The organism is Paraconexibacter sp. AEG42_29 (assembly GCF_040581415.1).
Lineage (GTDB): Bacteria > Actinomycetota > Thermoleophilia > Solirubrobacterales > Solirubrobacteraceae > Paraconexibacter.
Genome location: NZ_CP114014.1, coordinates 2,279,606 through 2,303,588, shown reverse-complemented (window position 1 = coordinate 2,303,588; position 23,983 = coordinate 2,279,606). Strand labels below are relative to the sequence as shown.

The window sequence follows — 23,983 nt, the reverse complement described above, 5'->3', positions numbered from 1 at the left end:
GATCGCCCCGACCGACTGCGACGTTCCGAGGCGCAGCCGAGGAACTCGCGGCGCTGAGCTGGGCGAGCGAGCCGCAGGCGAGGCTCGCTCAGCTCAGCGCGGGATTTCCGCGCACCGGCCGCCGTAGAGGCGGTAGACGACCATCAGCGGGCCAGGGCGCGCGTAGTCCAGCGGGTAGTAGTCGAAGGACCAGTCGAAGTTGAACTCGACCGGGCCCTTGCCCTCGGCGTACGGCGAGTCGCGGTGGACGACCTCGCCGCGCTTCTCGAGCTCCGCGTAGTACTCGAGCGCCTTCGGCACCTCTTTGGCCTCGACCTCGGCCCGTCCGCGCTGGGTGGAGCCGGTGATGACCCAGCAGAACTTCTGGGCCTCGTAGGCGTCGATCAGCTCCGGCGTCAGCGCCTTCTCGTAGTTCTCGACGTTGACGATCGCTCCGGCCCCGGGCACCACGGCGCCGGTCACCGGGTCCTTGTTCTCCCGCGACGTGGAGAACTTCACCCAGCGGCTGCCGTTGCCCGCACCGTCCAGGACGGGGGCGCCGATGTCCGACGCCCAGGCGTCCGGCACCACCGGCTCGACGACGATCTTGGACTTCGGCGGGATGTTCGCGACCATCCACTCGCGCGTCGTGTTCCGCGTGTCCGGCCGCGAGAGGACCCGGCCGATGTGGAGGGCCGAGACGATCCCCTGCCCGCACAGCGCGAGCGCCGCGACCGCGAGCAGCGTGGGACGCAGCGCCGGCCGGCGCCGGCCGGCGGCCTCGGCGAGCTCGAGCATGCCGTAGGCGGCGAGCAGGCAGATCATCGGGAACACCGGGATCAGCCAGCGCCCGAAGAACCGCGTCTGCGAGCCCATGAACAGCAGGAAGATGATGGGGGCCGGCGCGAGCACCCAGATGAGACGGCGCTCGTCCCGCCAGAGCACCGCCACCGCCCCCAGGGCGGCGAACGCGGGGACGAAGCCCAGTCCCCAGGTCAGCGTCCACAGGTAGTAGAGGACACCGTTGTCCTGCGTCAGGCCGAGCTTGCCGATCGCGTCGTCGGCCACGGTCGTCTGGTGGTCGAGGCCGTCCTTGAACTCGCTGAAGCTGAGCAGCGCGTACGGGTTGGCGATCAGGAACCCGGCGAACGCCGCGCCGCCGGCGAAGGCGAGCCCGCGGACGGCCGAGCTGCGCCCGCCCGGGGCCAGGAACTGCGCGGCCGCAGCGCCGATCAGCGGCAGGATCACGATGCCGCCGGTGTACTTGAAGGCGGCGGCGAGCCCGAGACCCGCGCCCGCGACCAGGTAGTCGCTGACCCGGCCGTAGCGCAGGATGCCGGCGGCCCCGACGAGCGACAGGCAGATCGGCGCGAGGGTCGGGACGTCGTTCAGCGCGAGGTGCGAGTAGAAGATCGGCAGGAACGAGACGCCGAAGAGCGCAGCGGCGAGCAGCCCGACGCGGCGGTCGAACAGCCGCGTCCCGGCGACGTAGAGCAGCCACACGGCGAGGGTGCCGCAGACGCCGGCGGTGACGCGGGCGACGACGAAGACCTCGGTCGGGTTCGTCGCGTACGTCTCGTAGACCCCGTCCCGGCCGCCGAACCAGACCTGGAAGACGATGTGCAGCAGGTACGTGTACGCCGGGGGGTTGACGAAGTAGTGCGGGTTGTAGCCGTGGCCGAACAGGCCGATCGCCTTCGGGACGAAGTGCGCGTTCTCGTCGGCGTTGAACGCGTACGGCATGCCGTGCTTGACGCCCCAGATGCGCAGCAGGAACGTCACCAGCAGGACGCCGGCGACCGCGAGCGTCCACGGCGAGGGCGCGCGCAGGCGGCTGGGCCGGCGCGGGACCAGTCCTGGGGATCGGTCGCTGCGGGGCTTGAGGCGTGTCAGCTGGTCGGCCACGCAGCTAGCAGCTCGTGTAGACGGCGTAGGTGCCGTTGAAGGCGAGGCGGCGCATGCCGTCCGGCGGGATGTTGTCCAGCGGCGTGTCGTTGTCCTCCACGACCGCCTGCCGCAGCAGGGTCGCCCGCGTGGTGACCAGCAGCGCGAGGCCCGTGGCAGTGGCCTTGTCCGACGTGATGCCCGGGACGCCCTTGTCGACCGCGCTGTGCTCGGGGTCGGTCCGGGCCAAGACCTTGTCCTCGGGCAGGTCGGCGATCCAGCGGACCTCGGGGATCAGCTTGTGGCTGGGTGTCGAGAGCGGCCCGCACTTCAGGCCGGCCACCACCTTCGGGTTCTCGAGGATGTCGACGAGCTTGGCGTGCACGGCCCCACGGAAGTTCAGTTCGGAGAACGGGTCGGTCCGGTTCACGTGCCAGTTCGTCTTGTAGCCCGCGAGCGCGGCGAGCAGGACACCGGCGACGACCGCCGCGGTGCGAACGCGGCCCGGGTTCAGCAGCGACGCCCCGGCGATCGCCACCGCGGCGAACAGCATGATCACGACGGACGCGACGAGCAGGTAGCGGTCGATCACGGACAGGCCGGCGACGCCGATCATGAAGAACGTCCCGACCCCGATCACGAGCAGCGCCATGGGCGCGGCGATGCGCCGCGGCGCCGCGAGGACCGCGGCGATGAGCCCGCCGACGCCGATGGCGAAGACGGTCGGCGACGCCAGCTGCCGCAGGTAGCTCAGGGTCAGCTGCGGGATCTCGCTCGGGGGACGGTCACGTCCGAGCTCGTCGGCCAGGCTGCTGGTGTGCGTGAGCGAGAACAGCGGCTCACCGGTCACGGTGAAGTCCGTCGCCACCCAGAGCACGGGTCCGAGGACCCCGAGGGCCAGCAGCTTCAGGACTCGCCCGCAGACGAGCGCGCGGCGGTGGGGCCACGCCGCCCACAGGAAGTAGAGGCCGGCGAGCAGCCACGCCTCGGGGCGCATCAGGGCCGCGCCGGCGAGCAGCAGCGGGACGCGGTACCCGGTGCGCGGGCGCTCGTACTCGAGCGCGGCAGCCCACACGACGAAGGCCAGGTAGGTGACGTCGATGTAGCCCCGCAGCGCGAGGAACGGGAAGTCCAGCCGCGTGCAGAGGATGGCGGCGGCGACGGCGCCGATGACCGGCGAGAACGCGGTGCGGCCCAGGCGGTAGAGGCCGGCCACGAGCCCGAGGAACGACAGCAGGGTGAACGCCAGCATCACCCGGTCCGCGGGCTCCCCCAGCAGCGCGAGCGCCGCGCCGAACGCGATCGCGAGCGGGTGCTCGGTGGGCGCCCGGTAGGCCTCGAACGACGGCGTCGTGCCGTTCAGCAGCTCGCGACCCCAGATCAGCGAGTACACCGAGTCGTAGTTCGGATACGTCGGGTAGGCGACGAAGATCCAGACCGTGATCCCGCAGAGCACGGCGAACGCCGCCGCCGGCCACGAGAGCCGTGCGCGCAGCGGACCGGCCGTCGGCGGCTGGACCTCTGGGCCCTGCCGCCGCGGGGTGAGCGTCGCGTTCTCCATGAAAAAAGGTCCCAGACGCCGCTGCCGGGCTGACGCCGCGGGCAAGGCTCTGGGATACTGGCACGAGTGTACGGCACCTTTCGCCGGACACGCGCCCGCACCGGTCAGCCCCCGCAGCGTCCCGAACACGAGCCCTGACCGCGTCGCCCTTTGCCATGAAGCTCATCATCCAGATCCCGTGTTTCAACGAGGAGGAGCAGCTCCCGGCGACGCTCGCCGACCTGCCCCGGGTCGTCGCGGGCTTCGACGTCGTCGAGTGGTTGATCATCGACGACGGCTCCGTGGACCGGACGCTGGAGGTCGCCCGCGAGGGCGGTGTCGACCACATCGTCAAGCTGACGAACAACAAGGGCCTGGCCGCCGGATTCCAGGCCGGCCTCGACGCCTGCCTGAAGCTCGGCGCCGACGTGATCGTCAACACGGACGCCGACAACCAGTACTCGGCGCTCGACATCCCGGCGCTCACCGTCCCGATCCTCGAGGGCAAGGCCGACATGGTCGTCGGCGACCGCGAGACCGACAACATCGAGCACTTCTCTCCGCTGAAGAAGCGGCTGCAGAAGCTCGGCTCGTGGGTCGTTCGGCGCGCGTCCGACACCGAGGTCCCCGACACGACGTCCGGCTTCCGCGCCTACAACCGCGAGGCCGCGATCCAGATGGCGGTCGTCTCGAAGTACACCTACACGCTCGAGACGATCATCCAGGCCGGCAAGCTGCTCGTCGCCACGGCCCACGTCCCCATCCGGACGAACCCCAAGACGCGCGAGTCGCGGCTGTTCCCGTCGATGGGCGCCTACGTCCGCCGCAACGCCGTCGCGATCTCGCGCATCTACGCGCAGTACGAGCCGCTGCGCGTGTTCCTCGGCCTGTCGCTGACGCTCTTCGCGCTGTCGCTGATCCCGTTCACGCGGTTCGTCTACGCGTACGCGACGGACGAGGGCGCGGGCCACGTGCAGTCGCTGATCTTCGGCGCGGTGCTCTTCAACTCCGCGGTGGTGCTGTTCGCGATCGGCATCCTCGGCGACCTGCTGGCCAGCCAGCGGATCATGTCCCAGCGGATCTTCGAGCGCGTGCGCCGCATCGAGCTCGAGCTGAACGTGCCGCCGTCCCACTACGAGCCCGGTGCCAAGCCGACCGGGCAGCCGCCGACGACCGGGGCCGGCGCCGGCCACCGCGCGGGCGACGACCACACTTCCGACCCCCAGGAGGCTGCCGTATGAGCCCTGACGTGACCGTCGACGACTCGGGCGTCGTCACCGGCAACACCTACGACAAGTACGGGTCGTCCAACCCGGTCGTCAAGCGCCTCATGAAGAACTTCGAGGCGACGCTGGCCGAGCTCTTCACGCTGTCCGCCCCCACGTCGCTGCTCGACGTCGGCTGCGGCGAGGGCGTCCTGATTCACGAGTGGGCGCAGCAGATCGCGCCTGCGCGGGTCGTCGGGCTCGACCTCGAGGAGGAGTCGATCCAGGCCGGCTGGGCCCAGCGCCAGGCCGACAACCTCGAGTACAAGATCATGGACGTCTCGCAGAAGGGCCTGCCGTTCGCGGACGACGAGTTCGACGTCGCGACGGCGATCGAGGTCCTCGAGCACGTGCCGGACCCGGCCGACACGGTCGCCGAGATGGCACGCGTCGCGTCGAAGTGGCTGCTCGTGAGCGTCCCCCGCGAGCCGCTCTGGCGCGGCCTGAACATGGCCCGCGGCGCGTACTGGAAGGAGCTCGGCAACACGCCGGGTCACATCAACCACTGGTCGAAGAAGTCGTTCGTGCAGCTGCTCTCGCAGCACGGCGAGGTCACCCAGGCCCGTTCGCCGTTCCCGTGGACGATGCTGCTCGTCCGCCTTGGCGGCTGACAGCCCGGCCCGCGAGACGACGGCCCGCCCACCCGCGGGCCCCGCGTCCAAGTCGTACGGCAGCGGGGCGAAGATCCTGTCGATCGGGATCGCGTCCACCGGCCTCTTCACCTTCGCCTACTTCTCGGTCGCCAGCCACGCGCTGGACGACGACGACGCCCTCGGCGGGATCAACCTGCTGTGGACGATCCTGTTCATCACCATCTCGGTGATCTACCGGCCGGTGGAGCAGCTGCTGTCGCGGTCGATCGCGACGCGGCGCGCGCAGGGGCACGCCGGCGGTCACCCGCTCCGGGACGCGGCCCGGATCCAGGCGGGGTTCGCGCTCGCCTTCCTGGTGGTGGCGTTCGCCTTCAAGGGCCGCCTGATCGACGCGTTCGACGGCGAGGACGCGCTGTTCTGGATCCTGATCGTGGCCGCGCTGGCCTACGCGGCGTCGTACTTCGCGCGGGGCTACTTCGCCGGGCACCAGTGGTTCGCGCTGTACGGCGGACTCGTGTTCTTCGAGTCGGTGGCGCGGTTCTGCTTCCCGGTGGCGGTGGCGGTCGGGCTGACGTCCGGGCAGACCGCGGTCGCGCTCGGGATCGCCGCGGCGCCCCTCGCGTCACTGGCGGTCATCCCGCTCGCCGTACGGCGCTACGGCCCGTCGTCGGCCGACGGGGACGGGACGCCGCGCGAGCCGGTCGACCGGGCTGCGGGCGCCGCTCGCGAGGGTGCGACGTTCGCCGGCTCCGTCGCGGTGGTGCAGCTCGCGGAGCAGACGCTCCTGAACGCCGGGCCGTTGTTCGCGCCTCGCGGCGCCGAGTTCGCGGTCGTCTTCGGCGCGTTCCTCATCACGCGGTCGCCGCTGCAGCTCTTCCAGTCGATCCAGACGTCGCTCCTCCCCCATCTCGCGGGCCTGGAGGCGACCGAGGGCAGCGCGGCGTTCGCCAAGGCGATCCGGACGACGGTCCTGGCGATCGCGGCGTTCGCGGGCGCTGTCGCGCTGGGCCTGCTCGCCGTGGGGCCGTTCGCGATGGACGTGCTCTACCCGGTCGAGGGGACCTACTCGCGCTGGGGGCTCGCGCTGATCGGCGTCGCGATGGGACTGCACCTGACGGCAGGGACGCTCAACCAGGCCGCGCTGGCGCGGGGTCAGGCGTCGCTGGCGGCCGTGGCATGGGCGGCGTCGGCCGTCGTGTTCGTCGCGTGGATGGCGGTCGGCGTGATCGACGAGGCGCTGCTGCGGGCCGAGGTCGGCTACGCGGGCTCCTGCGCGCTGCTGTGCGCCGCGCTGGTGTGGGTCTACCGGGCCGGGCAGCCCGCGGCCCGGGTCGCGCCGCTGCCGGATCCGCCGCCGCTGATGGACTGACCCGGCCGAGCGGTCGGCCGGTCGGCCGGCGGGTCTGCGTCATCTGACCGGGTTCGCGGCACTTTGCCGTGCGGCCGACGTTGCGGGTTCTACGCTGCGCCGACCGACGACCCGAGGACCGCGATGCCCGCACCCATGCCGTGCCTGAACTCCGTGACCACCGTGGTGCTGCTTGCTGTACTTGGGGGCGGCGCCGGTGGCGGTGCGCTGAGCGCGTCGGCCCAGGCTGCGGCGCCCGCGCGCTGCGATCAGCTCGGCGGCCGGAACCTCGCCGTGGGGTCGACGGCGATCCGCGTCGGCTTCCGGGCCGTGAAGACGAAGCGAGCGGACGTGCGGGTCTACTACGGCTGCGCGGCGCCGCGGGGGCGGGTCTTCGAGCTCGGACGCAAGGGCGACATCGACCTGGACACCGGGGCGACCGCCCGGTTCGCGGTCGGCAAGCACGCGGGGCGGTACCTGATCACCACGACCTACGCCGACGGCGGCATCGCGAGCCTCGGGAAGCTGTCCAAGCAGGTCTGGGACCTGCGCACGGGAAGGACGCGCAACCTGTACAGCCAGCCGACCGCCGAGGGCGACATCTGCGTCGACGGCGCGGGCAGCGGCGATCGGGCGTCCTACTACGACCCGGCGCGGTTCGTGATCAGCCCGGCCGGCGTGGTGGCGGGGATCTACCGTCCCAACGCCTGCGGGAGCGTCACGGGCGCGCGGCTCGTGGTCTCGGTCCCCGGGCCGGGCGGGCTCAGGGTCGTCGACCGCGGTGCGACGGTCGGCGCGCTGCCCCTGGCGTCGTTGTCGGTCAGGGGGCGCAGGGTCTCCTGGGTCAACGGCGGGACGAAGCGGTCCAAGACCGTCTGACACGGACGGGGGGCGGCGGGGCCGTCCGCCGCGTCCGCCATCGTCCGCCGCCGCATGCGCTGCTTCGGGGACGGGAACGAGCTGTACGAGGCCTACCACGACGACGAGTGGGGCCGGCCGGTGGTCGACGAGCGCGGGCTCTACGAGCGACTGTGCCTCGAGTCCTTCCAGTCCGGGCTGTCGTGGCTGATCATCCTGCGCAAGCGGCCGGGCTTCCGCGCGGCGTTCGCGGACTTCGACCCCGAGGTCGTCGCGCGGTTCGACGAGCACGACGTCGAGCGCCTGCTCCAGGACGCGGGCATCGTGCGCAACCGGGCGAAGATCGAGGCGACGATCGCCAACGCCCGGGCGACGCTGGGCCTGCGCGACGGACCCCAGTCGCTGCCGGAGGTCTTCTGGTCCTTCCGGCCCGAGCGCCCGGTCGGGCATCCGGGCCCCGCCGTTCCGGGTGACATGCCGGCGCACGTCCCGGAGTCCAAGGCGCTGGCGAAGGAGCTCAAGCGCCACGGGTTCCGCTTCCTGGGCCCGACGACGCTGTACGCCGGGATGCAGGCCTGCGGCCTGGTGAACGACCACCTGGCGACGTGCCCGGTGCGGGACGCAGTCGCGGCGGCGCAGGCGGCGGCGGTGCGGCCGGGCTGACCTGGCGGCTGGTCGGCCGCGGGGCCCTGGGCGCGGTTGTCGACGCGGACGGCATCGAGTTCTGTCCCAGGGGCGGAATCGCATGGGTGACTGGCGAATCGCACGCCTCCGGGCCTGACAGATCCGCACTCACCGCGCGGCCGGACGGTGGGTGGCGGATCGCACGGCTCGGGGCCGGGTGGACCGACATTCACCGCGGATCGGACGGGGACTTGGCGGTCACGCGGCTACGGGGTGGGTGGACCGACTATTTCCGCAGGCCGGACCGGTGAATGGTGGATTACACGGCTCCGGGCCTGGTGGACCGACATTCACCCACCGGTGGGGCGGGTCACCGGCAGATCGCACGGCTCCGAGCCCGGTGGTCCGACATGCACCTTCGGTCGGCGCTGAACACGCTGGCCCACCTCAGGTGGATGCCCGCTCGTGCGTCCCCCGCGCGTAGACCACCAGCCGCAGGCCCAGGGGCCGGTCGTCGTGCTGCGAGCGCTCCGTGAACCCGCTGCGCTCGTAGAAGCGGCGGGCCTGCACGGCACCCGCGGGCGTCGCGAGCCAGACCGCGCCATAGCCGTCGTCGCGCGCAGCGGTGAGGGCGTGGGCCAGGAGGGCGTCCGCGACCCCTGTCCCCCACCAGGCCCGCGCCACGAACAGGTTCCGCAGGATCACCGCGCCGCCGGGCGCGTGCGGTATCGCCTTCGACCTCAGCGCCGTCCGAGCGACGCCGGCGACGCCGGCGACGCTGTGGTCCCCGGCCGTGACGGCCACCCACGCACGGTCGGCCGGGCTCGCGCCGTCCGCCAGCGCCGCCCACCCGGATGCGTGCTCGCCGGGCGCCTGCCAGCCCGACGGGGCCCAGACGGAGTAGGACGCAAAGCCCGCGTCGACGACCGCGTCGATCGCCGCCGCGTCACCGGCGGTCGCGGGACGGATCTCCGTGGTGCTCACGTCGGCCCCCCGCGTCAGTTCCCGCCGCCACCGCACCCACCGCCGCCTCCCCCGCAACCGCCGCCGCCGTCGCCCCCACCGCCGTCGCCGCCGTCCCCGCCGGATCCGTCCCCGCCGCCGAAGCCCCAACCGCCCCCGTCGGAGCCGCTCACGCCGTTGTCGTAGCCCGAGACCCAGACGGCCGCCATGCCCGCTCCGACCGCCCCGGCCCACACGGTGCCGGCCGCGCTGCCGCCGGCGAACCGCAGCGGCTCGACCGGGTCCTCGCGGCGTCGCTTGGACCCCGCTGCCACGAGCACCGGCTTCGGGGCGCCCGGCGGCACGTCGCGCAGGACGGCCTCGCCGGCGGTGGTCACGCGCAGCTTGGGGTCGCGGGCGAGCAGGCCGTCGGTGACCAGCTGCTCGAGCGCCCGCGTCGCGGTCACGCTTCCCGCCCGGCGCGCGTGGCGACCGAACCACCGCGCGAGGCTGTCGAGGTCGTCGGTCGTGCCCGCGTCGGCCGCCGCCTTGGTCAGCAGGTCCTGGACGAACGCCAGCGGATCGGGCAGGTCGCCCGGGACCGGGTCGCCGGTCGCCACCAGCGCGGTCGTGCGCCGCAGTCGCCGGCGGCGCTGCTCCACCCGCCAGAGTCCGAGGTCGATCAGGTCGCCGACCGCGAGCAGCAGGACCTCCTTGGAGGATGCGCGGGTGCGGTCGCGCAGCACCAGCAACATGCAGCGCGGGGTCGGTTCGGACGCAGGAGGCACGACACGAAGTCTGCCACCGCCGCTGCGCTTACTGCACGCGCTGTGCGCCCGTGTAGACGTTGACGCCGCCGTCGCGTGCGAAGCCGCACAGCGTCATGTTGCGGTCGCCCGCCAGCTGCACCGCGAGCGACGTCGGCGCGCCCACCGCGACGAGGACGGGGACGCCGGCCACCGCCGCCTTCTGCACGAGCTCGAAGGAGACCCGGCCGGAAACGCACAGCAGATGGCCGTGGAGCGGCAGCGCCCCCGCGAGGGCCCGGGCGCCGATCACCTTGTCCATCGCGTTGTGGCGACCGACGTCCTCGCGGGCCAGCAGCAGCGTGCCGGCGGCGTCGAACAGCCCGGTCGCGTGCAGCCCACCCGTGCGCCCGAACGCCGGCTGCGCCGCGGCGAGCCGGTCGGGCAGGTCGGCCAGCAGCTCGCGCGCCACCACGGGCCCGTCCGGCACCGGGTCGCAGTGGACCGCGACCTCCTCGAGCGCGCCCTTTCCACAGACCCCGCACGACGACGTCGTGTAGAAGCGGCGGGCGGCGGGACGCGAGCGCAGGTCTGCGTCCACGACGACGATGTTGTTCGCCAGGTCATCGGTCGGCCCCGCGCCGCGGACGTCCCCCGCGCCGATCAGCCCCTCGCCGTGGAGGAAGCCGACGGCGAGCTCCTCGTCGTGCCCCGGGGTGCGCATGGTCACGGCGATCGCCTCGTCGCCGACCCGGATCTCCAGCGGCTCCTCGACAGCGACGCGATCGTCGATCCCGTCGTGCGTGGCTGCGACGTGCAGGCGCGCAGCGGGATCGGACGGCGCAGGCACGGCCGGACGGGGGCGCGCGTCAGCTCGCCGGGTCGCCGGCCGCGAACAGCGGCTCCTGCGTCCCGGCGACCGCGACGTCGAGCTCCTGCGCGATCGCGCGGGCCACCGCCTCCCGCGAGCGGGAGCCGACAGCCGCCACCAGCGCGGCCGACCACTCGCCGTCGCCGACCGGACGGGCGGCGATCGCGAGGTCCTTCATCACGGGGGCGGCGTCGACGTACGGGGCGATGGTCTCGGCGCGCCGGCGGGCAGCGAGGTGCTGCGCCCCGGCGAGCGGCGTGCGGCCCGCGGTGCGGGCGAGGTGGAGCAGGTCGTCGATCACCAGCGGCACGGCGCGGCGGGCGCACTTCTCCCATGGCGCGGTCGCCCCGGCGTCCACGATCACCTGCCGCAGGACCTGCCAGCCGGCGTGCCTCGCCTCGCAGCGCGCGACCAGGAAGAAGGCGAGCTCACGGGCGACGAGGTCGGCGTCCGGCTCCTCGGAGTTGATGTGCAGGTACCGCAGGGCTTCGGCGACGCTGCGGCCGTCCCCGACGGCGCGCGCCAGCTGGCGCGCAGTCCGCGGCGCGCTCTGACGTGTCTCCGGAATGATCTCGATGAAGGGAAGTCTAACCGGACGGCGGCTTCCGGCCGCAATTTGCGGGTTTCCGCGCCGGTGCTCACTCGTAGGCGAGCGCCTCCAGCACGTCCAGCCGGGCCGCCCGCCGGGCCGGCATGATCGCCGCCAGGACGCCCGCGACCCCGGACGCGATCAGCACCGCGACCAGCGTGGCCACGGGGAACGAGAGGCTGAAGTCGTCGATCGCGCGGGTCACGAGGACAGCCAGTCCGACACCGAGGACGAGCCCGAGGATGCCGCCGATCAGCGCCGTGATCACCGCCTCGAGCCGGATCATCTGCTTCACCTGCTTGCGCGAGGTCCCGATCGCCCGCAGCATGCCGAGCTCACGCGTGCGCTCGGTGATCGACAGCACCAACGTGTTGACGATCCCGAACAGCGACACGATCACCGACAGCGCCAGCAGCGCGTAGATGAGACCCAGGAGCTGGTTGATCTGGTCACGCTGGTCGCTCTTGAACTGCTCGGCCGTCCGGGCCTCGGCCTGGGGGAAGTCGCGGGAGAAGAGCGCGTCGATCCGCTGCTTGACCGCCGCAGCGTCGACGCCCTGGTCGAGCTCGACGAAGGTGAGCTGGTCGTTGGTGACGCTGAACTCGTCCGCCAGGACGGCGTTGGGGACCACCAGCGGGCCGACGAGCCCGCCCTTGTCCTTGACGATCCCGGTGACCTGCCACTTCAGCGTCTCGCGGCGCGGGTTCTGCACGTTCAGCTCGTCGCCGACGCCCACGCCGTTGTCGTCGGCGTAGTCCTGGCTGACCAGGGCCTGGCCGGGCTTGAGCGACCGGATCGCCTCCGCGCCGCCCTCGCGGATCTGGACGCGGTAGACCCGCTCGAAGGTGGCGGGGTCGATGCCGACGATGCGCTGCTTGCCCTGCACGCCGTCGACCCGCGTCTGCCCGCCGCGCAGCGGGCTGACCACCGCGACCCCGGGCTCCTTCGCGACGGCCTCGCCGGCCTCGGCGGTGAACGCGCCGAAGCCCGCCTGGTTCTGCAGGATGAGCTGACCGCGCAGCCCGTTGTCGACCGCCTCGGCGATCGTCTGCTTGGCGCCGGCCGCGAAGATCGACGCGAAGCAGACGAGCGCGACGCCGACCATCAGCGCCGCCGCCGTCGTTGCGGTCCGCCCCGGCTGCCGCACGCTGTTCTCACGCGCCAGGCGGCCGGTCAGGCCGAACGCCCGCTGCAGCGGCGCGCCGACCACGCCCGCCAGCGGGCCGACCAGGCGCGGGCTGAGCAGCGCCACACCTAGGAACACGGCGCCCGCGCCGCCACCGGTCAGGCTCAGGGCCGCGGTCGAGCCCGAGACCACGAACAGCCCCAGCACGAGCAGTGCCACGCCCAGGCCCGTCAGCGCGACGGCGAGCGGAAACGCGAGCCGCGAGGAGCGCGTCTCCGGCATGGCCACGCCCTCGCGCAGCGCCGCAACCGGCGGCACGCGCGTGGCCCGCAGCGCGGGTGCGATGCACGAGAGGACCGTCACCACGGTCCCGACCACGAGCGACACGATGATCGTCCGGGACAGCAGCACCGTGCCGTTCGACGGCAGGTCGATCCCCAGCGCGCTGAACAGCGCCTTCAGGCCCTTGGCCACGAGGACGCCGAGCAGCAGCCCGGCGAGGGAGCCCAGCACGCCGATGGTCAGGCCCTCCCCCACGACCGAGCGCAGGACCTGGCGGCGCGTGGCGCCGAGCGTCCGCAGCAGGGCGAACTCTCGGGCGCGCTGGGCGACCGTGATCGAGAACGTGTTGAAGATGATGAACGCGCCGACGAACAGCGAGATGCCGGCGAACGCCAGCAGCGCGGTCGTCAGGATCGAGAGCCCGCCGCGGATGTCGGACGACGCGCTGTCGGCCTGCTGGCTGCCGGTCCTGACGTTGATGCCCGGGCCGGTCACCTGCCGCAGGCGGGCCGTCAGCGCCGCGGGGTCGACTCCGTCGTCCGCCGCGATCGAGATCAGGTCGAACCTGCCGGCCTTGCCCGTCATCCGCTGGGCCTCGGACAGGGTCATCGTGGCGAACGCGGCGCCGCCGAGCGACTCCGCCCCGGCGATCGTCGTCGTGCCGACCAGCTTGAACTCCTGCTTGGGCGCCTTGCCCTGGACCGCGATGCGGTCGCCCAGGTCGAAGCCCTCCCTGTCGGCCGTGCCCTTGTCGAGCGCGACCTCCCCCGCGGCCGTCGGCAGCCGGCCGTCGGCGACGGTCAGCGCCTCGAAGACGCGGCCCTGCAGGGAGGCGATGAACATCGGGGCGCCGCTCGAGACGGGCTTGTCGTCCTTGCCGAGCACGACGCCGTTGATGTCGGAGATCGACCCCTCCGCGACGTCGACGCCGTCCACGGCGCGGATCTTGCGCAGGAGGTCGCTGGTGAGCGGGATGGTCGTGCCGTCGTCCCCGCCGAGGTCGTCGTCGGGGCTGACGACCACGTCCGTCTTGGAGAACGAGACCGTGAAGATCTGGTCGAACGACCGGTTGATCGTGTCGGTGAAGACGTAGGTCCCGCTGATCAGCGTGACGCCGAGCGCGACCGCGAGGGCGGTCAGCGCGAGGCGGGTCTTGCGGGCCAGCAGCCCGCGGAGGGCGACCTTGCGCACGGGTTACGCCCCGGCGTCAGCCGTCGGCGCTGCCCCGGCGGCCGGCGTCGGGGCCACGCCCGCGGAGTCCTCGGCCAGCAGGCCGTCGGAGAGCACGAGCAGCCGGTCGGCGATCTTGGCCGACTCGGGGTCGTGGGTGACCATCACGATCGTCTGCCCGAACTCGTCGACGCTGCGCCGCAGCAGCTGCAGCACCTCGTCCGAGGTCTTCGAGTCCAGGTTGCCGGTCGGCTCGTCGGCGAAGACGACCGCCGGGCGGGACGCGAGGGCGCGCGCGACGGCGACCCGCTGCTGCTGGCCGCCGGAGAGCTCGGCGGGACGGTGCGTGAGGCGGTCGCCGAGCCCGACCGTCGCGATCAGCGTGTCGACCCAGGCCTTGTCCGGCTTGCGCCCCGCGATCGACAGCGGAAGCAGGATGTTCTCCTCCGCGGTCAGGACCGGCAGGAGGTTGAACGACTGGAAGATGAAGCCGAGCTTGTCCCGGCGCAGCTGCGTGAGCGCCGCATCGTCGAGGCCGACGATCTCGGTGCCGTCGATCACGACCGAGCCCTCGGTGGGCCGGTCGAGGCCGGCCAGGATGTGCATCAGCGTGGACTTGCCCGAGCCCGATGGGCCCATGATCGCGGTGAACTGCCCGGGCGGGAACGCCACGCTGACCCCGCGGAGGGCGTCGACGGTCGCCTCCCCGGTCCCGTAGCGGCGTGTGACGTCGGTCGCGGAGACGATCATGCCGCGCAGATTCGCAGGCGGACCGTTCGCTCGTGTTTCCGGTGTGGGTCCGCTACGCGACGCCCGCAGCGGCAGCGACCTCGCGGTAGGCCGCGCCGGGGTCGTCCGCCCCGAAGACCGCGTTCCCCGCCACGAGCCAGTCGGCGCCCGCCTCGGTGCACTGCGGCGCGGTCTTCACGCCGACGCCACCGTCGACCATCAGCGGGACATCCGGGCCGATCAGCGCCCGCAGGCGGCGGATCTTGTCGGGCGAGGACGGGATGAACGGCTGCCCGCCCCAGCCCGGGTTCACGGTCATGCAGAGCGCCTGGTCGACGGCGACGTCCTCGAAGATGCCCAGCGGCGTCGCGGGACAGACGGCCAGGCCGGCGCGGCAGCCGGCCTCGCGGATCGCGTCGAGTGCGTAGAGCACGTGCGGCGTGGCCTCCGCGTGAATCGTGATGCCGGTCGCGCCGGCGCTGGCGAAGGCGGCCACCGAGCGCTCGGGGCGCTCGATCATGAGGTGCACGTCGAGGTCGATGTCCGGGCCGACGTGCCGGCGGAGCGACTCGACGATCACCGGGCCGAGCGTGATCGGCGGGACGAAGTGCCCGTCCATGACGTCGACGTGGATGAGGGTGGCGCCGGCGGCGATGACCTCGTCGACGTGGGCGCCGAGGCGCGCGAAGTCGGCAGAGAGGATCGACGGGGCGACGAGACGGTCGGGCACTGGGGACTCCGGGTGGCTGAGGACGGTCAGACTTCGGTGAGCATCGAGCCGCCGCAGTGGTTGCACGTCGTCATCGCGGTCGAGGACATCCGCACGATGGTGCCGTGCTCGCCGCAGTCGGGACAGACGGAGCGGAGCTCGAAGCGGTGGAGGCAGTACACGCAGCGGTAGCGCCCGGGCAGGGTCGACGGACGCAGCCACGGCTCCTTGCACGACGGGCAGGACGGCCCGAGGTTGACGGAGGACGATTCCACGCAGCGGAGTCTAGGTGAGGGGCCGGGCGTCCCGGCCCGCCGCGGCGGCTCAGGTGCTGCTGCTGACCCGCGCGACCGAGAAGCCGTCGGTGCCGTCGACGTGCGGCAGCGTCTGGAAGCGGTCCTCGGACTGGAGCCGGTCTTCAGCGGCGCTGATCGTGCAGGTCGAGTAGACGAGCGTGCCACCCGGCTTCAGCGCGGCCTGCGCGGCGGCGAGGATCGCGTCCTGCACGACGACCAGGCCGTCGATCGCCTCCGGCGTCATCCGCCAGCGCAGGTCGGGGTGGGTCCGCAGGGTCCCCAGTCCCGAGCACGGCGGGTCGACGAGCACCCGGTCGAACAGCTCGTCGGTCGCGTAGTGCTTGGCGTCCCCGGTGACGACCTCCACGCAGGTGGCGTGCATCCGGGCGCAGGCGGCGCCCAGGGCACGGGCCCGGCCGGGGTGGCGCTCGACGGCGACGACGGTGCCGGTGTCCCCCATCAGCGCCGCGAGGTGCGTGCTCTTGCCCCCGGGCGCGGCGCAGAGGTCCAGGACGCGCTCGCCCGGCTGGGGCGCCAGGTAGGCGGACACCCGCTGGGCGGCACGGGACTGCGGCGTGATCACCCCGGCGCGGAAGAGCGACGAGCCGGCGACGTCGAACGGCCCGTCGACGACGAGCGCGTCGTCCTCGCGGCGGCCCGGCGGCAGGTCGGCCTCGTCGTACGTGCCCGCCGCCAGCGTGTTGATCCGCAGCGCGAGCTCAGCGGGCTCGTTGCCGGACTTCAGCAGGGCGCGGGTGGTCTCGGCCCCCAGCTGCTTCCACCACAGGGCGACGAGCCACTGCGGGTGGGAGTGGTGGACGGCCGCGCCGGCGATCGTGTCGTCCGGCGGCAGCTCGATCGGCTCGCGCTGCAGGCGGCGCAGGACGGCGTTGACGAGCGTGTAACCGTAGTTGGGCTTGGCGAGCTCGACGGCCTGGTCGACGGACGCGTGGTCGGCGGTGGTCAGGAACAGCTGCTCGTAGATCCCGAGGTGGAGCGCGGCCCGGACGGGCGGGTCCAGCGGCTTGCCGGGCGCCATCCGGCTGATGACCCAGTCGAGCGTGCCGCGGCGCTGCACCGCGCCGAACGCGAGCTGCTTGGCCAGGGCGCGGTCGCGGGGCTCGAGGCCCTCGGCAGCTGTCGTCAGGGCGCGGTCGGCGTAGGCGTCGTCGGCCAGGGTGCGCAGGACGACGTCCCAGGCGGCGCGGCGGGCGGGGCTGACGGTCGAGGTCCGCGGGGCGGCCGGGGGCGTCAGCCGCGCGGGGGCCTTGGCCGGTGGCGGCTTGCGTGGGCGGCCGGACGGCCGCGGCGGGGTCATCGGGAGTTCGCCTGGCCGCGCACGTAGTCGGCCGCGTCCATCGGCCGGCCGCCGGGCGGCTGCACGCGCAGCAGCTCGAGGTCGCCGTAGAAGAGGCGGTCGCCCTGGGGGACGACGCTTCCGTGGGCGCCGCCCTCGCCGGCCGTGACCGGGTGGGCCTCGAGGACCCCGAGGAAGCCGCGGTCCTCGCCGAGGTCGATGCGGGCGCCGATGTGCGGGGTGAGTGCGCGGACGGTGCGGTCCATGGCGGGTGCACCGGCGTCCGGGTCCAGGGTGCGGTCGGCCGCGACGATCTTCTCGGCGTAGGTCAAGCCATCCTCGACCTGCTCGGCATAGTCCGGGCGTTCGTCGAGGGCGCGCGTGAGCAGCGGCCCGCTGATCTGCTCCAGCCGTGCCGCGAGCGTCCCGAAGGTGTCGGCCGGGCCGATCGGTGTCGTCTCCGTGAGGGCGACGGGGCCGCTGTCGAGCCCCGCGGTGAGGCGCATGATGCAGACGCCAGTCCGGTCGTCCCCGGCCATGATCGCGCGCTCGATCGGCGCGGCGCCCCGCCAGCGCGGCAGCAGGGACGGGTGGACGTTGAGGATCTCGTGCGCGTCGAGGAGGTCCTGCTTCACCAGCGCCCCGAACGCGCAGACGATCAGCACGTCGGGGGTCGCCGCGGCGATGCGCTCGCGGGCCTCGGGGGCGTTGACGTCGTCCGGCTGGAAGGTGTCGATCTGCAGGGCCTTCGCGGCATCCGCCACCGGCGGCGCTGTCAGCTTGCGCCCGCGGCCGGCCGGGCGGTCGGGACGGGTGACGACGAGCTGCGGATGGTGGTCGCCCGCGGCCAGGTGCTCGAGGATCGCCGCCGCGAAGGACGACGTCCCGAGGTAGACGGTCCGCACGGGCTACGGGTGCTCGTCGGCCGCGAGCGCTTCGCGCATGGCGCGCATCGCGTCCTTGCGCTGGCTGCGCGGGGTGCGGTCCAGGATCAGCGTGCCGTCGAGGTGGTCGAGCTCGTGCTGGATGATGCGCGCCTCGAGGCCGCTCGCCTCGATCGAGATGTGCTCGCCCCATTCGTCCTGGGCGCTGACGCGGATGTGGACCGGACGCTCGACGTCGACGTGCACCGCGGGCAGCGACAGGCAGCCCTCCTCGAGCCACTCCTCGTCCTTCGAGGACCAGTCGATCACCGGGTTGACGAGGACGTTCAGGGGCGCGCCGCTCATGACGCGGTAGACGAACAGGCGCTGGAGCAGCCCGACCTGGGTCGCGGCGAGGCCGACGCCGAGCGCGTCGTCCATCAGGGCGCCCATGGTCGCCGTCTGCGTGCGGAGCGCGTCGTCGAAGCGGGAGACCTCCAGGGCGCGCGTCTTCAGGACGGGATCGCCCCACTTGCGCACGCGCCGCAGCGCCTCGCGGCGGCGGGCGATGGTCTCGGGGTCGAGCTTCGGCGCGGGGCTGACCTCGATGTCCGCGTCGGCGACGGTGTCGGCGGGGTCGAGCTCCTGGAGTTCCTGATCTGCCATTGCGATCTCCAAGGGTACCGAGCGCCCCGCCCGACGGTCTGACGTCCGGTTTTGGTCGTCAGGGCAGCCAGGATTGGACGTCAGACGCATCGGGGTCGGTCGCCGCTGCCACCGACCGGCCCGTCGGGCGTCGCGCCGTCGGGCCGTCGCTACTGCGGGTCCACGTCCACGCTGAGCGTGACGCCCTTGTGCGCCTTGTCGCCTGAGATCGCCTCCACCACCCCCCGGACGAGGGCGATCGCCGGCCCCCGCTCGTCCGCCTTGACGACCACCTGGCCGCGCTCGCGGCCGCGCAGGCGGAAGAGCGCGGCGGGGCCGAGGACCTGGACGCCGGGCTCGTCGCCCGCCCGCAGCGCCTTGACGATGGTGAGCGCCGTCGCCATCGCCGCGCCCGGCGCCTCGGCGCCGCAGACCACGCGGATCAGCGTCGCGAACGGCGGGTAGCGCAGCGCGCGGCGGCGGACCAGTTCGGCGCGCAGGAAGGCGTCGCTGTCGTGACGCGCGGCGAAGCGGATCGCCTCGGCCTCGGGGTCCATCGTCTGGACCAGCACCTGCGGGCGGGTGGGTCCAGTTCCCCGCCCGGCCCGACCGGCGAGCTGGGTGACGAGCGCGAACGTCCGCTCCTCGCTGCGGAAGTCCGGGAACCGCAGGGTGCTGTCGGCGTCGACGACCACGCCGAGGTCGACGTCCGGGAAGTCGTGCCCCTTGGCAACCATCTGGGTCCCGACGAGGATCCCGCGCTCGGCCGCCCCGAACGCGGCGAGGACCGCGGCCCCGCGGCCCACGTCGGCGTCGAGGCGGAAGACCTGCGCGCCGGTGGCCGCGAGGTCGTCCGCCAGCCGCTCGGTCCCAAGCCCGTGCCGCGCGATCGAGATGCCGCCGCAGTCCGGGCAGGCGCGCGGGATCCGCTCGCGGTGGCCGCAGTGGTGGCAGGCCATGCCGTGCTGGTCGCGGTGCAGGACGAGCGTGACGTCGCACTGTGGGCACTCCCAGGCCCGGCCGCACGTCTGGCAGGTGAGGAAGTTCGACCAGCCCCGCCGGTTCAGCAGCACGATCGCCTTGCGCGCCGCCATCAGCGCGTCGTGCGTGGACGGGTGCAGCGCGTGGGACGCGGCGCGCATGTCCACGACGCGCACCGGCGGCAGCGGCTGCCCGTCGACCCGGGAGGGCATCCGCAGGCGCGGGATCGCGTGGATCGACTCGGGCCGCGGGGTCGCGCTGCCGACGAGCAGGACCGCGCCGTTCGTCGCCGCGCGGCGTTCGGCGACGCCACGCGCGTCGTAGCGCGGGTCCCCCTCGTGCTTGTAGGAGCTGTCGTGCTCCTCGTCGACGATGACCAGGCCGAGGTCGCGCAGCGGCGCGAACACCGCGCTGCGGGGGCCCACGCAGACGCGCGCCTCGCCACGGTGCAGGCGCATCCACTCGTCGAACCGCTCGCCGGCGCCGAGCTGCGAGTGCAGCACCGCGACCATGTCGCCGAACCGCGCCGCGAAGCGGGCGACGATCTGCGGCGTGAGCCCGATCTCGGGGACGAGGACGAGCACCGTCCGGCCGGCGGCCAGCGCGCGCTCGGCGGCACGCAGGTAGACCTCGGTCTTGCCCGAGCCCGTCACGCCGTGCAGCAGCAGCCGCTCCCCGGGGGCGGCGGCGACGATCCGGTCGATCGCGGCCTGCTGCTCGGCCGTCGCCTCGGGACGCTCGCGGACGGCGCCGACCTCCACGTTCAGCGGCGCGCGGCGGACGACCCGGGACTCGATCGCGACGAGGCCGCGGCCCTCGAGGCGCCGCAGCGCGGCGGTGTCCGGGCCGGTGAAGCGCGGCAGGCTCGCGAGCAGCGCGCGCTGGGCGTCGTTGAGACGCACCTCGCCCTCGGCGGCGGCAGCCGGGTCGGCTTCGGCGGCGGGGGCGGGGGCGACTGCAGCCGCCCACAGCGCGGTCTTCGCGCGGACCCCCGTGGGCGGGAGCATCAGCGACAGCCCGCGCGCCGGCGTCGAGCAGTACTCGTCGGCGATCCAGAAGGCCAGCTCGACGAGCTCCGGCGGGAGCGCCGGCTCCACCACCCGGCGGACGTCGGCCAGCTCGTGCTCGCTGTCCTCGGCGATCGCCGTCACGACCGCAGGCACGTCCCGGTGGCCGAACGGGACGACCAGCCGCATGCCGACCGCGGCACCCTCGGGGGCGACGTAGTCGAACGGTCCGCGCAGCGCGCGAGCCGTCGTGATCGGCTCGACCTGCACCACACGGGACACTCCGGACGAGGATATTGTCCCGCGGCATGGACCTACACCCCGGCGAGACCATCATCTTCGAGGGCCGCCCGTCCTGGCGATCGATCCTGGGGTTCTACGTCGTCGGGCTCGTCGCCGCGGCCGTCGTCGCGCTGATCGTGAAGCTGGCGGACGCGACGGGGACGGCGGTCGTCGCATTCATCGTGATCTTCGCCGTCGTGGTCGCCGTCGGGTTCCTGAAGCGGATCGGGACGAGCTACACGATCACCTCCGAGCGCCTGCACATCCGGCGCGGGCTGCTGTCGCGCTCCGTGCAGCAGACGAAGCTCGAGCGCGTGCAGAACGTCAACACCGAGCAGTCGTTCTTCGAGCGGGTCCTGCAGATCGGGACCGTCGACTTCGACACCGCCGGGACCGACGACTCGGACTTCACCTTCGCGGGCGTGGCCAACCCGGACGAGGTCGTCACGGCGGTGGACCGGGCCCAGCGCGCGGCCGAGGTCGGCCCGGCGGCCTGAGCGGAGGACCCGGCGGGGCTGACCCGCCAGATCCTCCGGGGACCTGCGGCGGGGCTAGAGGCCCGCGGCCTCGCGCAGCGCGTCGGCCTTCGTCGTCTTCTCCCACTCGAAGTCGTCGTCCTCGCGGCCGAAGTGGCCGTAGGCAGCGGTCTTCTTGTAGATCGGACGGTGGAGCTTGAGCTCCTCGCGGAACGAGCCGGGACGCAGGTCGAAGTGCGTGTCGACGAGCTCGGCGATCTTCGCGCGGGACACCTTCTCGGTCCCGAACGTCTCGACCATCACGGAGACGGGGTGCGCGACGCCGATCGCGTACGCGACCTGGACCTCGCAGCGGTCGGCCAGGCCGGCGGCGACGAGGTTCTTCGCGACCCAGCGGGCGGCGTAGGCGGCCGAGCGGTCGACCTTCGACGGGTCCTTGCCGGAGAAGGCGCCGCCACCGTGGCGGGCCATGCCGCCGTAGGTGTCGACGATGATCTTGCGGCCGGTGAGGCCACAGTCGCCGACGGGGCCGCCGATGACGAAGATGCCGGTCGGGTTGACCAGGAAGTTGACGTTCGTCTTCAGCTTGGACTCGTCGTACAGCTCGGCCGGGATGACCTTGGTGACGACGTGGTTCCAGAGGTCCTCGCGGATCGTCGCCTGCGTGGTGTCCTCGCTGTGCTGCGTGGAGATCAGGATCTTGACGACCTCGACGGGCTTGCCGTCGACGTAGCGGACCGTGACCTGCGTCTTGCCGTCCGGACGCAGGTAGGGCAGCGTGTCGTCCTTGCGGACCGCGGACAGCTGCTCGGCCAGGCGGTGCGCCAGGGAGATCGGCAGGGGCATCAGCGTCGGGGTCTCGTTCGACGCGTAGCCGAACATCATCCCCTGGTCGCCCGCGCCGGCGATGTCGAGCTCGTCGCTGCCGCCGTGCTCGCGGTTCTCCTGCGCCTTGTCGACACCCTGGGCGATGTCCGGCGACTGCTTGTCGATCGTGGTGATGACGGCGACGGCCTTGCCGTCGAAGCCGTACTCGCCCTTGTCGTAGCCGATCTCGCAGACCGTGTCGCGCACCAGCTGCGGGATGTCGATCCACGCGTCGGTGGTGATCTCGCCGGACACGACGACGAGGCCGGTGTTGACCAGCGTCTCGCACGCCACGCGGGCGTACGGCTCCTCGGCGAGGATCGCGTCCAGGATCGTGTCGCTGATCTGGTCGGCGATCTTGTCCGGGTGACCTTCGGTCACAGACTCGGAGGTGAACAGGTACTCGTTATCGGCGAACTGGCTCATGGGAAGGAGAGGAAGAGCTCCACGGTGGATTCGTCTCCCTCGGTGGACGAGCGGACTCCGACGGACCTGAGCCTCTGGAGGTCGGCCTTCGCCGCCAGATACGCCCGGTTCTCGTCGAGACCCGTCTGCTCGCCCAGCCGCAGGAGCTGGTTGAAGTCGAGAAAGCCTAGCGAGCTGACTGGATTTGAGGCCTTTCCCACCGCGGCGCGCCAGCCCGCGGTGTCCGGCAGCCTGCCCTGGCGCGTGCGGACGCCGTCGATCCCGGCCTGGCGCGTGGACACCACGATCAGGTCGCCCACGATGTCGTAGTCGAGCTCGAGGCCGGACGACGGCCGCAGGCGGTACGTGCTGCCGACGGCCTTCCAGACCGGGATGTTGTCCGGGCTGCGTGCGAGCAGCCGCGCGATCTTCGGCCGCAGCGACGCGAGCGTGCGGCGGGCCGCCGCCGGGTCGGGGGTGCGGGTGACGAGCGTCAGGATCGCGGTCGGCGTGGCCCGGGTCACGGTGACGCCGACCTCGCCGTCGAACAGCCGGGCCAGCGGCTGCAGGTCCTTCCCGGCCCGGGCCAGCAGCGCACCGAGCCCCGGGGTCCGCAGGCCGGCGAGGCCGAGCAGCTGCGCTGCCGCCCCGCTGATGCCCTCGACGGCCAGGAAGCCCATCGCGCTGTCCGGCAGCTCGCCCTGGATGGTCGGGGTGAACGGCCGGAAGCTCGAGCTGCTCGTCGTCGCCGGCGTGCGCGACAGGGTGCGGACGATCACCCGCGCGCCCTGCTCGGCCGGGACGACCGCGGCGATCGTCGCCGCACCGCCGGGGCGCCGCAGCAGCGAGCCGGCCACGCCGAGGATGCCGCCCTGCGGCGCCAGCAACCGGTCGACGCCGTCGGCCGTGGCCCATGCGTCGGCGACCCGGCCCGCGGGCAGGCCGTCCAGCCCGCGGCGGTACGCCGCGACGTCGGCCAGCGACCGGCCCTTGCCGGCAGCGAGCTGCCGCGCGAGCACGATCGTCTGCGGCTGCCCGATGACGAGGAAGCGGCCGAACTTGCCCGTCTGAACCGCGCCGCAGGTCCGCTCGGGAAGCTTGTCGGTGTTGCCGGTGTCGACGTAGACGAGCGATCCGGCGGCCTCGCTCCCGGTGTCGATCAGCGCGAGCGCGGCCTCGCGGCCGTTCTTGAGCGCGTCGGCGGCGACCGGGCAGCCAGGCGCCGACAGGCGCTTCACGAGGCTCTTGCGGAGCGCGTCGTAGCCCGGGAAGGCCTGCGCCAGCCGCTCGGCGGCCGCGGTCCCGCGGCGCCCCGTGTCGGTCGACAGGTGCACGTAGACGAGCGCGTCGGCGGGGACCAGCCGCGTGGCGAGCGCGGCGGGTGGTCCGCCGTCGCGGTCGTCGCCCCCGCTCACGAGCAGAGCGAGGCCGACGACAAGCACCACGAGCACGGCCAGCAGCGCTGCGAGGACCGCGATGCGCGGACGCCCTGCCCCCTCGGAATCCGCTGACCCCGGGTTCCGGCCCCCGGGCGGTGGCGAATGTCCTGATGACGCGGCGTCGGCCGCACCGCCGGCGTCGGCGTCGGGTTCCGGTGGCTGGGACGGCG

The 23,983-nt window shown here is 73.1% G+C and carries 22 protein-coding genes; 6 read left to right on the top strand and 16 right to left on the bottom strand.

Annotated elements, in window-relative coordinates:
• Positions 1-93: 93 nt before the first annotated feature.
• Positions 94-1,884 carry a glycosyltransferase family 39 protein gene (locus tag DSM112329_RS11105; RefSeq protein ID WP_354701883.1) on the bottom strand — a complete coding sequence of 597 codons (1,791 nt, stop codon included), beginning with the start codon at positions 1,882-1,884 and terminating at the stop codon, positions 94-96.
• 4 nt (positions 1,885-1,888) lie between these two features.
• Entirely contained in the window at positions 1,889-3,424 is a 1,536-nt protein-coding gene (locus DSM112329_RS11100) for a hypothetical protein (RefSeq protein ID WP_354701882.1), read from the bottom strand.
• Between the two features lie 155 nt (positions 3,425-3,579).
• Here DSM112329_RS11100 and DSM112329_RS11095 point away from each other — a divergent pair, with 155 nt between their 5' ends.
• The 5 genes from DSM112329_RS11095 (at position 3,580) to DSM112329_RS11075 (ending at position 8,130) form a co-directional block, all read left to right on the top strand.
• Positions 3,580-4,644, top strand: coding sequence for a glycosyltransferase family 2 protein (locus DSM112329_RS11095; RefSeq protein ID WP_354701881.1), 1,065 nt, complete (start codon positions 3,580-3,582; stop codon positions 4,642-4,644).
• Positions 4,641-5,279, top strand: coding sequence for a class I SAM-dependent methyltransferase (locus DSM112329_RS11090; RefSeq protein WP_354701880.1), 639 nt, complete (start codon positions 4,641-4,643; stop codon positions 5,277-5,279). The genes DSM112329_RS11095 and DSM112329_RS11090 overlap by 4 nt, the downstream gene beginning before the upstream one ends.
• Positions 5,269-6,630 (top strand): hypothetical protein, encoded by a 1,362-nt coding sequence (locus DSM112329_RS11085; protein WP_354701879.1) that lies wholly within the window; start codon positions 5,269-5,271, stop codon positions 6,628-6,630. Before DSM112329_RS11090 ends, DSM112329_RS11085 begins: the two co-directional genes overlap by 11 nt.
• Before the next feature lie 123 nt (positions 6,631-6,753).
• Complete coding sequence (locus tag DSM112329_RS11080; RefSeq protein WP_354701878.1) at positions 6,754-7,488, top strand: hypothetical protein; 735 nt, start codon at positions 6,754-6,756, stop codon at positions 7,486-7,488.
• 54 nt (positions 7,489-7,542) lie between these two features.
• On the top strand, positions 7,543-8,130 hold the full coding sequence (locus DSM112329_RS11075) for a DNA-3-methyladenine glycosylase I (protein ID WP_354701877.1): 588 nt from the start codon (positions 7,543-7,545) through the stop codon (positions 8,128-8,130).
• A 408-nt stretch (positions 8,131-8,538) separates the two neighbouring features.
• Here the strand turns inward: DSM112329_RS11075 and DSM112329_RS11070 are convergent, their stop codons facing one another.
• From DSM112329_RS11070 to priA, 12 genes are all read right to left on the bottom strand, one after another.
• Positions 8,539-9,075 carry a GNAT family N-acetyltransferase gene (locus DSM112329_RS11070; RefSeq protein WP_354701876.1) on the bottom strand — a complete coding sequence of 179 codons (537 nt, stop codon included), beginning with the start codon at positions 9,073-9,075 and terminating at the stop codon, positions 8,539-8,541.
• Positions 9,076-9,089: 14 nt separating this feature from the next.
• The gene (locus DSM112329_RS11065) at positions 9,090-9,821 is read right to left on the bottom strand and encodes a hypothetical protein (protein ID WP_354701875.1); all 732 of its coding nucleotides are present in this window, start codon (positions 9,819-9,821) and stop codon (positions 9,090-9,092) included.
• A 28-nt stretch (positions 9,822-9,849) separates the two neighbouring features.
• Positions 9,850-10,629: a formate dehydrogenase accessory sulfurtransferase FdhD gene (gene fdhD, locus DSM112329_RS11060; protein ID WP_354701874.1), complete on the bottom strand. Its 780-nt coding sequence runs from the start codon at positions 10,627-10,629 to the stop codon at positions 9,850-9,852.
• A 19-nt stretch (positions 10,630-10,648) separates the two neighbouring features.
• A complete protein-coding gene (locus DSM112329_RS11055; protein ID WP_354701873.1) occupies positions 10,649-11,014 on the bottom strand; it encodes a hypothetical protein in 366 nt (121 codons plus the stop codon).
• 274 nt (positions 11,015-11,288) lie between these two features.
• A complete protein-coding gene (locus DSM112329_RS11050) occupies positions 11,289-13,838 on the bottom strand; it encodes an FtsX-like permease family protein (RefSeq protein ID WP_354701872.1) in 2,550 nt (849 codons plus the stop codon).
• A gap of 3 nt (positions 13,839-13,841) precedes the next feature.
• The gene (locus DSM112329_RS11045; protein WP_354701871.1) at positions 13,842-14,567 is read right to left on the bottom strand and encodes an ABC transporter ATP-binding protein; all 726 of its coding nucleotides are present in this window, start codon (positions 14,565-14,567) and stop codon (positions 13,842-13,844) included.
• A 52-nt stretch (positions 14,568-14,619) separates the two neighbouring features.
• Entirely contained in the window at positions 14,620-15,276 is a 657-nt protein-coding gene (rpe, locus tag DSM112329_RS11040; protein ID WP_354701870.1) for a ribulose-phosphate 3-epimerase, read from the bottom strand.
• Between the two features lie 26 nt (positions 15,277-15,302).
• Positions 15,303-15,530, bottom strand: a complete 228-nt coding sequence (locus DSM112329_RS11035) for a zinc-ribbon domain-containing protein (RefSeq protein ID WP_354701869.1) — start codon at positions 15,528-15,530, stop codon at positions 15,303-15,305.
• Between the two features lie 49 nt (positions 15,531-15,579).
• On the bottom strand, positions 15,580-16,869 hold the full coding sequence (locus DSM112329_RS11030) for a transcription antitermination factor NusB (protein ID WP_354701868.1): 1,290 nt from the start codon (positions 16,867-16,869) through the stop codon (positions 15,580-15,582).
• Positions 16,866-17,753: a methionyl-tRNA formyltransferase gene (locus tag DSM112329_RS11025; protein WP_354701867.1), complete on the bottom strand. Its 888-nt coding sequence runs from the start codon at positions 17,751-17,753 to the stop codon at positions 16,866-16,868. Before DSM112329_RS11025 ends, DSM112329_RS11030 begins: the two co-directional genes overlap by 4 nt.
• A 3-nt stretch (positions 17,754-17,756) precedes the next feature.
• A complete protein-coding gene (def, locus tag DSM112329_RS11020; protein WP_354701866.1) occupies positions 17,757-18,377 on the bottom strand; it encodes a peptide deformylase in 621 nt (206 codons plus the stop codon).
• A gap of 149 nt (positions 18,378-18,526) precedes the next feature.
• Positions 18,527-20,626, bottom strand: coding sequence for a primosomal protein N' (gene priA, locus DSM112329_RS11015; RefSeq protein ID WP_354701865.1), 2,100 nt, complete (start codon positions 20,624-20,626; stop codon positions 18,527-18,529).
• Positions 20,627-20,652: 26 nt separating this feature from the next.
• Between priA and DSM112329_RS11010 the strand changes: the two genes are divergently transcribed.
• On the top strand, positions 20,653-21,123 hold the full coding sequence (locus DSM112329_RS11010; protein ID WP_354701864.1) for a PH domain-containing protein: 471 nt from the start codon (positions 20,653-20,655) through the stop codon (positions 21,121-21,123).
• Positions 21,124-21,177: 54 nt separating this feature from the next.
• Here the strand turns inward: DSM112329_RS11010 and metK are convergent, their stop codons facing one another.
• Positions 21,178-22,395 (bottom strand): methionine adenosyltransferase, encoded by a 1,218-nt coding sequence (metK, locus tag DSM112329_RS11005; protein WP_354701863.1) that lies wholly within the window; start codon positions 22,393-22,395, stop codon positions 21,178-21,180.
• Positions 22,392-23,825: a hypothetical protein gene (locus tag DSM112329_RS11000; RefSeq protein ID WP_354701862.1), complete on the bottom strand. Its 1,434-nt coding sequence runs from the start codon at positions 23,823-23,825 to the stop codon at positions 22,392-22,394. The genes metK and DSM112329_RS11000 overlap by 4 nt, the downstream gene beginning before the upstream one ends.
• Positions 23,826-23,983: the final 158 nt, after the last annotated feature.